The organism is Microbacterium sp. (genome assembly GCF_047606385.1).
In the GTDB taxonomy this organism is placed as follows: Bacteria; Actinomycetota; Actinomycetes; order Actinomycetales; family Microbacteriaceae; genus Microbacterium.
In genome coordinates, this window is sequence record NZ_JASGEL010000110.1 from 49,387 (window position 1) to 63,934 (window position 14,548).

The 14,548-nt window shown below is 69.4% G+C and carries 13 protein-coding genes and 1 tRNA gene; 1 reads left to right on the top strand and 13 read right to left on the bottom strand.

Translation table 11 applies throughout. The features are described from left to right. Positions 1–16: 16 nt before the first annotated feature. From QM626_RS11025 to QM626_RS11065, 9 genes are all read right to left on the bottom strand, one after another. Positions 17–1,771, bottom strand: a complete 1,755-nt coding sequence (locus tag QM626_RS11025; protein ID WP_415076950.1) for a DNA/RNA helicase domain-containing protein — start codon at positions 1,769–1,771, stop codon at positions 17–19. Continuing rightward, positions 1,758–2,060, bottom strand: coding sequence for a nucleotide pyrophosphohydrolase (locus QM626_RS11030; RefSeq protein WP_415077026.1), 303 nt, complete (start codon positions 2,058–2,060; stop codon positions 1,758–1,760). Before QM626_RS11030 ends, QM626_RS11025 begins: the two co-directional genes overlap by 14 nt. A 312-nt stretch (positions 2,061–2,372) precedes the next feature. After that, a tRNA-Gln gene (locus QM626_RS11035) sits at positions 2,373–2,444 on the bottom strand. Between the two features lie 77 nt (positions 2,445–2,521). Further along, complete coding sequence (locus QM626_RS11040) at positions 2,522–3,874, bottom strand: threonine/serine exporter family protein (protein WP_415076952.1); 1,353 nt, start codon at positions 3,872–3,874, stop codon at positions 2,522–2,524. 33 nt (positions 3,875–3,907) lie between these two features. Then, positions 3,908–5,419 carry a glutamate--tRNA ligase gene (gltX, locus tag QM626_RS11045; RefSeq protein WP_415076954.1) on the bottom strand — a complete coding sequence of 504 codons (1,512 nt, stop codon included), beginning with the start codon at positions 5,417–5,419 and terminating at the stop codon, positions 3,908–3,910. Positions 5,420–5,553: 134 nt separating this feature from the next. Further along, positions 5,554–6,318 (bottom strand): fumarylacetoacetate hydrolase family protein, encoded by a 765-nt coding sequence (locus QM626_RS11050; RefSeq protein WP_415076956.1) that lies wholly within the window; start codon positions 6,316–6,318, stop codon positions 5,554–5,556. A gap of 3 nt (positions 6,319–6,321) precedes the next feature. Then, entirely contained in the window at positions 6,322–7,428 is a 1,107-nt protein-coding gene (locus QM626_RS11055) for a branched-chain amino acid aminotransferase (protein ID WP_415076958.1), read from the bottom strand. A gap of 57 nt (positions 7,429–7,485) precedes the next feature. Then, the gene (locus QM626_RS11060; RefSeq protein ID WP_415076960.1) at positions 7,486–8,538 is read right to left on the bottom strand and encodes a 3-isopropylmalate dehydrogenase; all 1,053 of its coding nucleotides are present in this window, start codon (positions 8,536–8,538) and stop codon (positions 7,486–7,488) included. A 44-nt stretch (positions 8,539–8,582) separates the two neighbouring features. Then, the gene (locus QM626_RS11065) at positions 8,583–10,121 is read right to left on the bottom strand and encodes an MFS transporter (RefSeq protein ID WP_415076962.1); all 1,539 of its coding nucleotides are present in this window, start codon (positions 10,119–10,121) and stop codon (positions 8,583–8,585) included. Positions 10,122–10,187: 66 nt separating this feature from the next. Here QM626_RS11065 and QM626_RS11070 point away from each other — a divergent pair, with 66 nt between their 5' ends. Then, positions 10,188–10,739 carry a TetR/AcrR family transcriptional regulator gene (locus QM626_RS11070; protein ID WP_415076964.1) on the top strand — a complete coding sequence of 184 codons (552 nt, stop codon included), beginning with the start codon at positions 10,188–10,190 and terminating at the stop codon, positions 10,737–10,739. Between the two features lie 23 nt (positions 10,740–10,762). Here QM626_RS11070 and serA read toward each other — a convergent pair whose 3' ends face one another. From serA to ilvC, 4 genes are all read right to left on the bottom strand, one after another. Continuing rightward, positions 10,763–12,367, bottom strand: a complete 1,605-nt coding sequence (gene serA, locus QM626_RS11075; RefSeq protein ID WP_415076966.1) for a phosphoglycerate dehydrogenase — start codon at positions 12,365–12,367, stop codon at positions 10,763–10,765. A 135-nt stretch (positions 12,368–12,502) separates the two neighbouring features. Beyond that, positions 12,503–12,844 carry a bacitracin resistance protein gene (locus QM626_RS11080; protein ID WP_415076968.1) on the bottom strand — a complete coding sequence of 114 codons (342 nt, stop codon included), beginning with the start codon at positions 12,842–12,844 and terminating at the stop codon, positions 12,503–12,505. Next, complete coding sequence (locus tag QM626_RS11085) at positions 12,841–13,401, bottom strand: DNA polymerase III subunit gamma/tau (RefSeq protein ID WP_415076970.1); 561 nt, start codon at positions 13,399–13,401, stop codon at positions 12,841–12,843. The genes QM626_RS11080 and QM626_RS11085 overlap by 4 nt, the downstream gene beginning before the upstream one ends. A gap of 111 nt (positions 13,402–13,512) precedes the next feature. Then, positions 13,513–14,538: a ketol-acid reductoisomerase gene (ilvC, locus tag QM626_RS11090; RefSeq protein ID WP_415076972.1), complete on the bottom strand. Its 1,026-nt coding sequence runs from the start codon at positions 14,536–14,538 to the stop codon at positions 13,513–13,515. Between the last annotated feature and the right edge of the window lie 10 nt (positions 14,539–14,548).

The following is a 14,548-nucleotide window of genomic DNA, read 5'->3' on the forward strand; positions in this document are numbered from 1 at the left end:
GTGTGCCCCAGCATCCCTACGACGCGTCGGGGATGAACGCGCGAAGGTGATCGCGCAGCGCGGCATCGCAGACGTACACGTAGGTGCCCCGGATGCCTCGGGTGAGGAGCACGGCGTAGATGTTCTTGACATACCGTTCGATGTCGGCGTCGGCGTGGATGATGCCACGTCTGCGGTTGTTCTCGAGCCCCTTCCTGTCTCGATAGCGGGTTCGGTCGAATCGGATCTCCTGGCTTGCCGCATCGAGGCGCAGATCGCGCCCGATGATCACGCCGGCGTAGTTGAGGTCGTATCCCTGGACGGTGTGGATCGAGCCGACCTCTTCGAGGGCGTCCGGAGAGTTGATCCAGTCCTTCTCGGCGGAGTTCCAGCGCCAACGGTGCCCGTCGATCTCGATGTCGTAAGGACGCTCCGCGAGCGGGATGCGTCTCATGCCCTTCTTCTTCGGATCCGACTCCCATGCCCACGCGTATCCGGCGGCGAGGCGCGAGAGGCCGTGCTCGCGGTCGCGTTTGCGGATCAGCTTCTCCATCGCACCGATGTCATCGAACAGCACGAACTCGTAATCGCCGAGATCTGGTCGTTCCGGTCTCCGTCCGGCCAGCATCTCCCTCACGAATCGGATGTAGTCGGCCCCGGCCTTGACGCGCATCTGGGTCTTCAACGGGAAGAAGTGATGGCTGGCTTTCGCTTCGCCGACGACCTCACCGATCACTTCGGGAGGAAGGTCCGCAGGACGTACGCTCTGTTCCGGATCCATCAGCAGGATGCTGTGTCGGCTCTGCACGCGAATCCAGTCGAGCTGCGTGAACTCGTCGGAGTCTTCGCCGAAGAGTCGTTCGTTGATCTGCCTGAACGCCTTGTTGAGCGAGCCTGACGACTGGTTCGCTCGCTGATTCAGCCGGTGCGCCTCATCGACGACGAGGACGTCGTACGGTTCCGTCGCCGTTCCGACGTCGTAGGCGGTGAGGACCATCGATCGGTCGAGACCCGGAGCACGATCGAAGATCTTGACGATGGTGGTACGGAGCGATTGTTGTGGCACCACGAGGCCCAGCCTCAGTCCCTGGAGCACCTCGGGATAGCCCTGCGCGAAGAAGTCGGAGATCGAGCTTCCTTGTTCGGCGTCGTCCACGCCACGGGAGGTCTCGATGTCTCGCAGCGTCTTCATGAGTGAGATGCCGACGACTGTTTTTCCCGTGCCCGGATTCCCGGCGACGACCATCGTCGTGCGCCGCTCCGCTTCGATGTCCTCGAACAGCGCCTTGAGGATCTCAAGGATCGCCCGCTCTTGATCGGGCACGAGGGACTTGAAGGGAGACAGCTTGAAGAAGTCGCTGTTCTCGATCTCACGCAGCGAGTGCCTGAAGAGTCCCCGCTTGCGCAGATCCTCGAAGATCTCCCGAAAGCGCGGCTGGAAGGAGGCCCGGCCGGCGTACTCCTCATTGCGGTGTCCGTCGTTTGCATTGATGACGGTGTACGCGCCGTCCGAGTAGAACCACTGGATCAGGAGCGATTCCAGGTCGTAGCAGGCCGAGCGGTGGAACGTGTCGTCGAGCAGGATCCGTGCGACCTCGAGATGCTGCTTCTTCGGATCGCGCCGGTGCTGCGTCATGCGGAGCAGCGCGTTTCCGGTTTCACCGACGTAGATGTCGCGTCGATTGTTGATGGCGTAGACCGCGGGCCAGTTGCTCAGCTTTCCGGTGGGATCCGGATAGTCCCTGATGCTCGCGGCCTCGAAGGGGATCTCCTCGATCTCAAAGCCGGTCATACTTGGTGCTTCTGCCACGCGACGTCCCAGCGGGGTATTTGGCTCGCGTGATCTCGAGCTTTTCGAGGATGATCGCCTCGGGATCGACCCCCAGCCGGTCCGCGAGCTCGTAGCAGTAGGTCAACACATCCGCGAGTTCCAGGCGGACGCGATCGGCGTCGAACTCGGGCGACCATTGGAACTCTTCGAGAAGCTCGCCCGCTTCTATGACGATCGACTTCGCGAGGTTCTCCGGCGAATGGAACTGCGCCCAGTCGCGCTCCGCGATGAAGGTGCGCAATGCGCTCATCGCAGTCTCGTCGGTCACGTCTTCCAGACTAGACGGCGCCCTCAGCGGTCGACGCGGAAGATCTCGCCGCGCTCTGGCGGTCGGAGGGAGGTCAGCATGTGCAGGAGATCGTCGGGTTCCGCCGTCGAACACCTCCGAGGAGGCTCTCGAGACAGGTCGGGACTTTCCTCGTCGGATGGACGCGTGGGGGGCACCGCACACGTGCGGGAATCGCGCTGTCGAGCTCCCCCGGCCAGAACGGGGTGAAGAGACCTGTTCCTGGAGAAACATGAAAGCCTCTGTCTTCGCCAGAAGACAGAGGCTTTGTCAGCGCTGGGGTACCTGGACTCGAACCAAGAACAACTGAACCAGAATCAGCCGTGTTGCCAATTACACCATACCCCACCGGTCCCGGCCGAAGCCGTGCCGAAGAGCAAGCCTAGTCGACCGCGACAGGGCGAGCAAACCGGGGGTCCGCCGGATCAGCTCCTCCGCACGGCTCGAGGGCCGACGCCCTGTCGAGGCCGGGGCTGGCGCCGGAGGCGCAACGGGCGCCCCCAACCCGCGAGATACGTCCCGCCGGCGACACCCGCTCCGACGCCGAGCACGATACCGGCCGCGGCTCCGAGATGCTCCAGCCCCGATTCGCCGCCCATCAGCTGCAGGATTCCGAAGAAGACCGTCAGCCCGGGTAGAAGCGCGCCCGTGACTCCCATGAGGGCGAGGACCTGCTGCGGATAGCCGATGCGGGCCGCCATCACGACCGTGATGGCACCGAGGACCACGGCGCTCAGCGCGCTGGACCACACGAGCGGCAGCCCTACCAGCTGCAGCGCGAGATTGGTCAGGCTCGTGATCACCCCCAGCGCGACGGCCGGGACGATGAGCGAGCGCCGCCCGCCGTTGGCGAACGCGTTCGCCAGCGCTCCCAGGCCGGAGAAGGTCACCGTGAGGTACCACGGCAGACTGGGCAGCTCCTCCAGACCGGGATGCTGCATGCCCAGCACCTCGCCGAGCGAGAAGGTGAGCGCGCCGCCGACGACGATCCCGGCCGCGACGACCACGACGCTGGAAGCCCGGCTGAGCGCCGAAAGGTAGTCGCCTTCGATCGCGTCGCCGACGCCGCTGATGATCTGCGGCAGCGGCAGCAGGAGCAACCAGGTCACGGCGATCGCGACGGCCGCTCCCACCGGGCTGACGAAGCCCAGCAGCACGAGCGCGGTCGCGAACGTCCCGCCCGCCGTGCTCTGCAGGATCGCGGCGAACAGCTTCGGCATCCGCAGTCGGACCACGCCGATTCCCACCAGACAGGTGATCAGCTCCACTGCGGCCGCCGACACCCAGGCCTGCCAGGTGACACCGACCTGCATGCTGATGAAGAACGCCAGCAGCGTCATGCCGCCGACCACGATCCATTGGCTGGTCGATCGTCCGCGGATACGGGTGACCGCTGCGCTCAGCTCAGCGAGACGCTTCTGCTGATCTTTCCCGTGCTCCGCCAGCTCCCCCGCCATGAGCTCGTCGGCGATGCGGTCGAGACTGCGCAGCCGGGAGCAGTCGATCGTGTCCAGCCCGTGCGCAGCGCCGGAGAGGGTCGCCGTCCCGCCGTCGGGCAGTGTCGCCTCCAGCAGCAGTATCCGGCCGATCGCGGTGAATGAGGCGCCCCGCAGACCCACCCCGGCCGCGCACGGGTCGAGCACGCGCTCCGTCTGCGCGCCGGTCTGACCGGACTCGAGGAAGCCGTGGCCGAGATCCGCCAGCAACTCGAGCCGGACACGCACGTCGACAGGATCGAGTCCCCCCGACTCACGGTCGGCGGCCCCCGGCGAACTCATGGCTCAGATCCTACGATCGCCCCGCCACCGCCCTCAGACCCGCTGCACGAGCGCGCCGAGGCGGCGCACCGACTCGGCCTTGCCCAGCAGCTCCAGCGACTCGAACAGTGGCGGCGACACCCGGCGACCGCTCACGGCCACCCGCAGCGGGCCGTACGCGACCCGCGGCTTCAGACCGAGGCCGTCGATGAGCGCGACCTGCAGCGCGTCCTGGATCGACGCGGCGGCGAACTCCGACTCCGGCACCAGCTCCAGCGCGTTCACCGAGGCCACGAGCACCTCCCCCGCGTTCGCCGGGAGCGAGGCGAGCGCGTCGTCCTCGTACGAGACGTCATCCGTGAACAGGAAGCCGAGCAGACCCGGGACCTGCCCCAGCAGCTGCACGCGCTCCTGCACGAGCGGGGCGGACGCCGCGACCAGCGCCGACTGCGCGTCGGTGGGCGGATCCGACACCACCCCGGCCTCGACGAGGTACGGGACGATCCGCGCGGCGAAGTCGTCGGCGTCCAGCATCCGGATGTGGTCGCCGTTGATCGACTCGGCCTTCTTCTGGTCGAACCGCGCCGGGTTCGGGTTGACGTCCACGATGTCGAACGCCGCCGTGAGCTCCTCGAGCGAGAACACGTCACGATCGGGCGCCAGCGACCACCCGAGCAACGCCAGGTAGTTCAGCAGGCCCTCGTGGATGAACCCCTTCTCGCGCTGCAGGAACAGGTCCGCCTTCGGGTCGCGCTTGGAGAGCTTCTTGGTGCCCTCCTCCCCCAGCACGAGCGGCATGTGCCCGAACCGCGGCACGAAATCGGCGACCCCCGCGTCGTTGAGCGCGCCGTACAGCGCGAGCTGACGAGCAGTGGACGGCATGAGGTCCTCGCCGCGGATGACGTGCGTGATGCCCATGAGCGCGTCGTCGACCGGGTTCGTGAACGTGTACAGCGGCTGGCCGCCGGCGCGCACGACGACGAAGTCGGGGAACGACCCGGCCGGGAAGGTCACCTCGCCGCGGATCAGGTCGACATAGGTCACGTCGTGGTCGGGCACGCGCAGCCGCCACGCCGGCTCGCGCCCCTCGGCACGGAACGCGGCTCTCTGCTCGTCGCTCAGATCGCGGTCGTGGTTGTCGTAGCCGAGCTGCCTGGCGCGACCGTTGGCCTCGTTGCGGGCGTCGATCTCCTCGGCGGTGGAGTACGACTCGTACACGGCGCCGGCGTCGATCAGCTGGCGCAGCACGCGGGCGTAGATCTCACCGCGCTGCGACTGCCGGTACGGGGCGTGCGGGCCGCCCTTCTCTACGCCCTCGTCCCAGTCGATCTCGAGCCAGGTCAGCGCGTCCACGAGCTGGCGGTAGCTCTCCTCGCTGTCGCGGGCGGCATCCGTGTCCTCCACCCGGAAGATCAGCTTGCCGCCGGTGTGCCGCGCGTACGCCCAGTTGTACAGGGCGGTGCGCACCATGCCGACGTGCGGCAGGCCGGTCGGCGAGGGACAGAAGCGGACGCGGACGTCGGCTCCGGACGCGGTCGTGGTGCGGGGATCGGGTGTGCCGGCCATAGGGCTCCAGCCTAGCCGCGCAGGCGCTCGCGCCTCCTCCTGCCGCGAGACCACATCGCCACGCCGAGACCGGGGGAAGACACCACGGTCTCGGCGTGGCGATGCGGTCTCGCGGTGGGGAGCGTCGAGCCGGCTCAGGCGTCGCGGACGCCGACCCGCAGCGTCCCGATCCCGGAGACCTCGACCTCGAGCGCGTCGCCGGCGACGAACGGCCCGACCCCGGCGGGCGTGCCGGTGAGGATCACGTCGCCGGGCAGCAGCGTGAACGCCGACGAGGCGTAGGCGACGATGTCCGGCACGGAGTGGATCATCTCGGTGAGCGGCGCGTCCTGTCTCACCTCGCCGTTCAGGCGCGTCGTCAGCCGGCCCGCGGCGACGTCGAACTCGGTCTCGATGACCGGGCCCAGCGGGCAGAACGTGTCGAAGCCCTTCCCCCGCGTCCATTGGCCGTCGGCGTACTGGATGTCGCGCGCGGTCGCGTCGATCGCGACGGTGTAGCCGAACACGTACTCGGACGCCTGCTCGGCGGCGACGTTCTTGGCGATGCGTCCGATCACGACGGCCAGCTCGCCCTCGTACTCGGTGCGCTCCGACTGCGGCGGCCGCACGATCGCGTCGCCCGGTCCGATGACCGAGGTGTTGGGCTTGAGGAACAGCAGCGGCGCCTCCGGCGCCTCGCCGCCCATCTCCTCGGCGTGCGCCCGGTAGTTCTTGCCGACGCAGACCACCTTCGACCGCGGGATCACGGGGGCCAGCAGCGCCACGTCGGCGAGCGGGATGCGCTGCCCCGTCGTCTCCAGGCCGGCGAAGATCGGGTCGCCGCTCAGCTCCACGAGCTCGTCGTCGTCCACGATGCCGTAGCGGATGGCGTCGCGGTGGCTGAACCGGGCGATCTTCACGGCTCAGCCGTCCAGGCGCACGAGCCAGCCGTGCGTGTCCTCGCGGCGTCCGTACTGGATGTCGGTGAGCTCCTCGCGCAGCGACAGCGCCAGCGAGCCGGCCGGCTGCGCGTCGAAGAAGCTCTTGCCGCGCACCTCCCCGATCGGCGTGACCACGGCGGCCGTGCCGCACGCGAACACCTCGACGATGTCGCCGGATGCCACGCCCTCACGCCACTCGGCGAGCGAGATGGCGCGCCCTTCGACCCGGTGGCCGCGGTCGAGGGCGAGCTGCAGGATCGACTCGCGGGTGATGCCCTCCAGGATCGAGTCGGACTGCGGGGTCACCAGCGTGCCGTCCTTGTAGACGAACACGATGTTCATGCCGCCGAGCTCCTCGACGTTGCCGTCCTGGTCGAGGAACACGACCTGGTCGCACTCGTTCTCGTACGCCTCCGACTGCGGCAGCAGGCTCGCGGCGTAGTTGCCGCCGGTCTTGGCTGCGCCGGTGCCGCCCTTGCCGGCCCGCGCGAAGTCCTCGCTCAGCCAGATCGAGACCGGCGTCACGCCGCCCTTGAAGTAGGCGCCCGCAGGGCTCGCGATCAGATAGTAGGCGACCTTGTGCGCGGGGCGCACGCCGAGGAACGCCTCCTTGGCGAACATGAACGGCCGCAGATAGAGGCTCTGGTCGTCCCCGCCGGGCACCCATGCCGCGTCGAGCGCGACGAGCTCCCGGATCGACTGCAGGAAGTAGGCCACCGGCAGCTCCGGCAGCGCCAGCCGCCGCGCCGAGCGCTGCAGCCGGCGGCCGTTCTGGTCGGGACGAAAGGTGTGGATGGAGCCGTCGGCGTGACGGTATGCCTTGATGCCCTCGAAGACCTCCTGCCCGTAGTGCAGCACGGCAGCCGCCGGATCGAGCGTGATCGGCCCATAGGGCTGCACCCGCGGACGATGCCAGCCGCCGCCGACCGACCAGCAGATGTCGACCATGTGGTCGGTGAAGTGCTGTCCGAATCCAGGGTTGCGCAGGATCTCCTCCCGCGCGGCCGGGGAGGCGGCGGCGAGGTTGCGGGTGACGCTGAATTCCAGCGGCGCGAGGCCGGCGTCGGGGTCGGTGTCGAGGAGGGTCATGGTGATCTCGCTTAGCGCGTGAGCGCGGTCGTGGGCGGTGGCTGCGGCGGATCCAGGTTACGCCTGGAGCCTCGCCGCGATCGCGTCGCCGATCTGGGAGGTCGTGCGGGCCGCGTCCGGCCGGCCGGCGATGTCCTCTTCGACCGCGTGGGTGACGCGGTCGGCCTCGTCGCGCAGCCCGAGGTGATCGAGCAGGAGCGCGACGGAGAGGATCGCAGCCGTGGGATCGGCCTTCTGCTGGCCCGCGATGTCCGGAGCCGATCCGTGCACCGGCTCGAACATCGACGGGAAGGCGCCGTCCGGGTTGATGTTGCCGGAAGCGGCGAGGCCGATGCCACCGGTGACGGCGCCGGCCAGGTCCGTGAGGATGTCGCCGAAGAGGTTGTCGGTGACGATCACGTCGAAACGACCGGGGTGTGTGACCAGGAAGATCGTGGCCGCGTCGACGTGGAGATAGTCTACGGCGACATCGGGGTGCTCGGCGGCCACGGCGTCCACGATGCGCTTCCAGAGCGAGCCCGCGTTGACCAGCACGTTGGTCTTGTGCACGAGCGTCAGCCTCTTGCGCCGGCGCTCGGCCAGGTTGAAGGCGTAGCGGACCACCCGCTCGACGCCGTAGGCGGTGTTCACGCTCGTCTCGTTCGCGACCTCGTGCGGCGTGCCGCGCCGGATCGCGCCGCCGTTGCCGACGTAGGGGCCCTCGGTCCCCTCGCGCACCACCACGAAGTCGACCTCGCCGGGCGCGGCGAGCGGTCCCGGGGCGCCCGGATACAGTTTCGAGGGGCGCAGGTTGACGTAATGGTCCAGCTCGAAGCGGAGCTTCAGCAGCAGACCGCGCTCGATGTTCGCGTTCGTCAGCCGCGGGTCGCCGGGCACGCCGCCCACGGCGCCGAGCAGGATCGCGTCGTGCGCCTTGATCGCGTCGAGGTCTGCGTCGGTGAGCGTGTCGCCGGTCTCCAGGTAGCGGCCCGCGCCGAGCGAGAACCGCGTCTTCTCGAAGGTGACCTCGGATGCCGCGGTGGCGGCGTCCAGCACCTTCTCCGCCTCCGCGACGACCTCCGGACCGATGCCGTCACCACCGATGACGGCCAGCTTCACGACGCGCGACATTGCTCTCCTCGCTCGGGGAATCCGCGACTGCGCCGGAAAGGGCGTCAGGACGCGGTTCGGGACCTTCCCAGCGTAGTCGCCGCGATCACCGCGGCCAGCACGACCAGGCCCGCACCGATGAGGGAGGTCACCGCCACCCCGGAGTCGAACGCGGCGCCGGCCGCGTCGCGCACCACCGCGGCGGCGGTCTCCGGCAGCGACTCGGCGACCGCGTACGCGCCGCCCAACGTCTCGCGGGCGGCCGCCGCAGATGCGTCGCCGAGGCCCGCCGGGAGCACGAGCTGCGCCCGGTAGATCGCCGTGAGGATGCCGCCGAGCACGGCGGTGCCGAGCACGGACCCGATCTCGTACGCGGTCTCCGACACGGCACTGGCGGCGCCTGCCTTGGCCGGCGGCGCACTGGCGAGCACGAGCTCGTTGGAGACGGTCTCGGCGGCCCCGATGCCCAGCCCGAGGCTGACGAACGCCAGGACGAGGCCGCCGGCGTCCGCGCGTCCCGCCCATGCCGCGACCATCACATAGCCGGCCGCCGAGAAGACGAGCGCGACCGGGATCACGACGCGCGGACTGACCCGCGACGCGATCGGGACGACGACCAGGCCGGAGACGACCATCGCCGCCAGACCCGGCACGAGCGCGAGCCCCGCCTCCAGCGGGCCCATGCCGAGGATGAGCTGCAGATGCTGCGCGACGAAGTACAGGAAGCCGACCAGGGCCATGAGGCTCAGCAGGTTGACGAGGATCGCGCCGCTGAACGCTCCGCGGCGGAACAGCGCCATGTCGAGCATCGGGACCTCGGCGGCCAGCTGCCGCCGCACGAACAGCACCGCCGAGACGAGACCCACCGCGACCAGCAGGCCAATCGTGCCGCTCAGGCCGTTCACGGCCGCCTCCTTGATCGCATAGACGATCGGGACCAGCGCGAGCATCGAGAGCAGGATGCCGACCGGGTCGATCCGCCCCGGGTGCGGGTCCTTGCTCTCGGGCACCAGGACCGGCGCGAGCACGAGCAGCGGGATCAGCACCGGCACCGGCATAAGGAACACCGAGCCCCACGCGAAGTGCTCCAGCAGGATGCCGCCGACGATCGGCCCCAGCGCGGCGCCGGCCGAGAACATCGACGCCCAGACCGCGATCGCGAGGCGCCGCTGGTCGCGGTCGGTGAAGATGCTGCGCAGCAGCGACAGCGTCGCGGGCATGATCATGGCGCCGAACACGGCCATGCCGGCACGGCCGGCGATCAGCAGCGCGGCGTTCGGGGCGAAGGCCGCGAGCACCGAGATCACCGCGAACCCGCTGGCGCCGACCAGCAGCATCCGGCGTCGGCCGAAGCGGTCGCCGAGCGCCCCCATCGTGACGAGCAGGCCGGCCAGCACGAGCGGGTACGCGTCGATGATCCACAGCTGCTGCGTGCCCGAGGGTGCGAGCGCGAGCGTGATCTCGGGCAGCACGAAGCTCAGCACCGTGTTGTCGACCGAGACGAGCAGCACGGGCAGCATCAGCACGACGAGAGCGGCCCAGCCGCGGATGCCAACGCGACGCGCCTGCGCGTCCGCCAGCCGAAGGTCTTCTGTCAGTGTCATAGTTACTATACCGTCCAGTTGGTATAGTATCACGCAGACGGAGATGTCATCGATACGATCGAGCCCATGAGCCGGCCCCCGCACGCCCGCGAGAAGGTGCTCGACGCGTTCGAGCGGCTGCTGATCGACGAGGGCGCGCGCGCGGCGACGATCGACGCCACCGCGCGTGCTGCCGGCGTCTCGAAAGGCGGCCTGCTGTACCACTTCGGCTCGCGCGAGGCGCTGGAGGCGGGCGTCGTGGCGCGGCTGAACGATCTCGTGACGGCGGACGTGGCCGCCATGAGCGCCGCCCCGGAGGGTCCGGTCGCCTACTTCCTGCGCACCTCGGCGATGGACGGCGACCCGCTGGACCGCGCCATCATCGCCGTCTCGCAGATCGCCCAGGGCGGCAACGCGCTCGCCCTCGACGCGCTGCACACGATGCGGGAGCAGTGGGCGGAGCTGCTGGAGCCCCACACGGCGGATGCCACGGCGCTCGCGCTCGTGCTGCTCGTGAGCGACGGGCTCTACTTCAACAACGCGATCCGCGAGGGCGGCATCGCCGGGCCGGTCCCCCGCGGCGAGGCGATGAGCGCGTTGATCGCGCTCGTGGAGACGGCGACGCGCCCCGCACGCTGACCGAGCGGGGCGCGCCCGCCGTCTCAGGCCTCGACGATCTCGATCTGCCGGAACAGGTCGGCGCCGACGGCGTCGCGGGTCTCGGCGAGCAGCGCGTCGGGCACCGGCGAGTCGACGGTGAGCACCGAGAGGGCGCGGCCGGAGGCGTCCGGGCGGGCGACCTGCAGGCCCGCGATGTTGATGTTCGCGGCGCCCAGCTTCTGCCCGTAGATCGCGACGATGCCGGGACGGTCGGCGTAGCTCATGACGATGTGGTGCTGCTCGATCGGCACCTCGATCTCGTAGCCGTTGATGCTCACGATCTTCGGCACCATGCGCGTTCCGGCCAGGGTGCCGGCGACGGTGAGCACCGAGCCGTCGGCGAGCGTGCCCCGCAGGATCGTGATGTTGCGGTACAGCGGGCTCTCCGGCTCGACGATGAGACGCACCTCGACGCCGCGCTGCTCCGCGAACAGCGGCGCGTTCACATACGACACGGTCTCGCTGACGATCGGCGTGAAGATGCCCTTGAGCGCGGCCAGGCGGTAGACGCTGACGTCGTAGGCGGCGAGCTCCCCGCGCACCTCGATGTCGAGGCTGGTCAGCGCGCTGTGCGCCAGCCCGCTGAAGAACTGGCCGAGCATCTCCACCAGCGCGATGCCGGGGCGCACGAACGGGTCGATCACGCCGCCGGCGACGTTCACGGCATCCGGCACCAGGTCGCCCTCCAGCGCGAGCTTGACGGACTTCGCGACCGAGACGCCGGCCTTCTCCTGCGCCTCGTCGGTCGAGGCGCCCAGGTGCGGGGTGACGACGACGTTCGGCAGGTCGAGCAGCCGGAAGGCGGGACCGTCCTGCGTCGGCGGCTCGCTGGTGAACACGTCGAGGCCGGCGCCCGCGATCTCATGGGTCGTCAGCGCCTTGTACAGCGCGTCCTCGTCGATGAGACCGCCACGTGCGACGTTGATGACGTACGCGGTGCGCTTCATGCGCCGCAGCTGGTCGATGCCGATCATCCCGGTCGTCTCGGCGGTCTTCGGCATGTGGATCGTGACGAAGTCGCTCTGCTCGAGCAGCTCGTCCAGGCTCAGCAGCTCGACGCCCAGCTGCTGGGCGCGCGCGCTCGTGATGTAGGGGTCGTAGGCGACGACGCGGACGCCGAACGCCTGCACCCGCGCAGCGATGAGCGCGCCGATGCGGCCCAGCCCGATGATGCCGACGGTCTTCTCGAACAGCTCGGTGCCGGTGAACGAGCTGCGCTTCCACGCGCCGCCGGACAGCGAGGCGTGCGCGGCCGGGATGTGACGGGCCAGGCTCAGGATGTGCCCGACGGTCAGCTCGGCCGCCGAGATGATGTTCGAGGTCGGCGCGTTGACCACCATCACGCCGGCGGCGGTGGCCGTCTTGATGTCGACGTTGTCCAGGCCCACCCCGGCCCGCGCGATGACCTTCAGGACGGGCGCGGCGGCGATCGCCTCGGCGTCCATCTTCGTGGCCGAACGGATCAGCACGGCGTTGGCCTCCGCCAGCGCCGGCAGCAGCGCGGCGCGATCGGCGCCGTCGACCTTCCGGATCTCGAAGCCCTCTCCGAGGGCGTCGATCGTGGCGGGAGAGAGTTCTTCGGCGATGAGGACGACGGGCTTGGTCACGGACGGGTCCTTCGGGGCGACGCGAGGCATCCGCGCGCACGGATGCGGGATTGTAAGACGGCCCCGATCGCGACCTGCGGCGAGACCGTCGTCCAGCCTATCGCGTGCGGCGTCCACCGCCTGACCCGGGCGGGTTCACGACTGCATGAAGATCGAGGCTGGCGCTCCCGCCACCATCCCCACGACGTTCAGCCAGAACACCGCGACCAGGGCGAGGCCCGCCAGGAGCAGGAACGCGAAGACGAGGAGTCCGCGCCGCCGGCCTGCGGCGAAGGCCCCGCCGAACACGACGATCGGGAACGCGATCGGCAGCAGGAGCACGAACCAGCCGTAGCCGGTGATGCTCTGCGCCGCGCACTGGATGAGGAACGCGACCGCGCTCCACACCGCGTACGCGTAGAACAGTCCGAACCCGCCCGCGGTCGCGGTCACCGCCCAGACCGGCCGGTGCGCGGGCGCCGCGGCCTGGTCGGTCATGACGTGGCTCCGATGGTGAGGAAGGGCCAGGGGACGAGCACGAGCACGCCCAGCACGAGCAGCAGGATACGCAGCCACACCGGCCGGCGACGGCCGAAGAACAGCACCGCGGCGAACCAGACCGCGGGCGCCAGCGTCGCCAGCACCCACGCGACGACATATCCGATCGGCTCGATCGCGTAGAGGATGGCGTACGCCTGCAGCCGCGATCCGGAGATGAACCAGCCGACCGCGAAGAGCAGGTAGATGCCGCCGAGCAGGCCCAGGCTCACCAGGGCCACGTTGCCGAGCGGTGCCGGCTTCGCCGGGGCGTCGCGCTTCGCGCGCGGCTTCCTCCGGTCGTCGGTGTGCGGATGCACGACCTCGCGTGTGGTCACCGTGCCGTCGGCCGCGGTGACGGTGGCGGTCACGGTGCTGCCGGGCCGGGCCGGGGGCAGCTCCGTGGGCGCGACGGACGCATCCGCGCCCTCGTCCTCGTCGTCCGCGCGGTCGATCCCGTCATCGAGCGTCGGGTCGTCGTCGCCCCACGAGAAGGCGTCGTCGTCGCGTCGTGCCATGGGCTCCAGCCTAACGGGCGCGTTACGGAGGAGATCCGGGATCCTGAGGACGCTCCGGCGGCGTCGATCCTCAGAATCCCCGATCTCCTCAGAATGACCGAGCGGCGGCGGTCAGCGCGCGGCCGAGCCCTCCGTGTAGTCCTTGTCCTGCTGCTTCCACGCGAACAGGCCCCGCAGCTCGCGCCCGACCTGCTCGATCGGGTGCTGGGCGGCCTTCTCGCGCAGCTCGAGGAACTCGACGGCGCCATTGTCCTGGTCGGCGATGAAACGTGTGGCGAACGCGCCCGACTGGATGTCCGCGAGCACGCCCTGCATGTTCTCCTTCACGTGCGGGTCGATGACGCGCGGCCCGGAGACGTAGTCGCCGTACTCGGCCGTGTCGGAGACCGACCAGCGCTGCTTGGCGATGCCGCCCTCCCACATCAGGTCGACGATGAGCTTGAGCTCGTGCAGCACCTCGAAGTACGCGATCTGCGGCTGGTAGCCCGCCTCGGTGAGGGTCTCGAAGCCGTACTCGACCAGCTGCGAGACGCCGCCGCACAGCACGGCCTGCTCGCCGAACAGGTCCGTCTCGGTCTCCTCGGTGAAGGTCGTCTTGATGACGCCGGCGCGCGTGCCGCCGATCGCCTTCGCATAGGCGAGGGCCGTCTCCCAGGCGTGGCCGGAGGCGTCGCGCTCGACCGCGATGATGTCCGGGATGCCACGTCCGGCGACGAACTCGCGACGCACCGTGTGGCCCGGGGCCTTCGGCGCGATGAGGATCACGTCGACGCCCTCGGGTGCCTCGATGTACCCGAAGCGGATGTTGAAGCCGTGCGCGAATGCGAGGGTCTTGCCCGCAGCCAGGTGCGGCTTGATCTCGTCGTTGTAGATCCCCCGCTGGTGCTGGTCGGGGGCGAGGATCATGATCAGGTCGGCCCACTCGGCGGCGTCCGCGACCGACTTGACCTCGAAGCCGTCCTCCTGCGCCTTCGTGATCGAGCGCGAGCCGTCCTTGAGGGCGATGACGACCTCGACGCCCGAGTCGCGCAGGTTCTGCGCGTGGGCGTGGCCCTGCGAGCCGTAGCCGACGATCGCGACCTTCTTGCTCTGGATGACCGACAGGTCGGCGTCGTTGTCGTAGAAGATCTCAGCCATATTCGTTGTT

What these genes read in the sequence shown, in the direction of transcription:
- QM626_RS11030 (WP_415077026.1), bottom strand. Translation starts at nt 2,060, where the DNA reads ATGAGCGCATTGCGCACCTTCATCGCGGAGCGCGACTGGGCGCAGTTC.
- QM626_RS11080 (WP_415076968.1), bottom strand. Translation starts at nt 12,844, where the DNA reads ATGACCGACCAGGCCGCGGCGCCCGCGCACCGGCCGGTCTGGGCGGTG.
- QM626_RS11055 (WP_415076958.1), bottom strand. Translation starts at nt 7,428, where the DNA reads ATGACCCTCCTCGACACCGACCCCGACGCCGGCCTCGCGCCGCTGGAA.
- gltX (WP_415076954.1), bottom strand. Translation starts at nt 5,419, where the DNA reads ATGGCCGGCACACCCGATCCCCGCACCACGACCGCGTCCGGAGCCGAC.
- QM626_RS11060 (WP_415076960.1), bottom strand. Translation starts at nt 8,538, where the DNA reads ATGTCGCGCGTCGTGAAGCTGGCCGTCATCGGTGGTGACGGCATCGGT.
- QM626_RS11070 (WP_415076964.1), top strand. Translation starts at nt 10,188, where the DNA reads ATGAGCCGGCCCCCGCACGCCCGCGAGAAGGTGCTCGACGCGTTCGAG.
- QM626_RS11040 (WP_415076952.1), bottom strand. Translation starts at nt 3,874, where the DNA reads ATGAGTTCGCCGGGGGCCGCCGACCGTGAGTCGGGGGGACTCGATCCT.
- QM626_RS11085 (WP_415076970.1), bottom strand. Translation starts at nt 13,401, where the DNA reads ATGGCACGACGCGACGACGACGCCTTCTCGTGGGGCGACGACGACCCG.
- ilvC (WP_415076972.1), bottom strand. Translation starts at nt 14,538, where the DNA reads ATGGCTGAGATCTTCTACGACAACGACGCCGACCTGTCGGTCATCCAG.
- QM626_RS11025 (WP_415076950.1), bottom strand. Translation starts at nt 1,771, where the DNA reads ATGACCGGCTTTGAGATCGAGGAGATCCCCTTCGAGGCCGCGAGCATC.
- QM626_RS11065 (WP_415076962.1), bottom strand. Translation starts at nt 10,121, where the DNA reads ATGACACTGACAGAAGACCTTCGGCTGGCGGACGCGCAGGCGCGTCGC.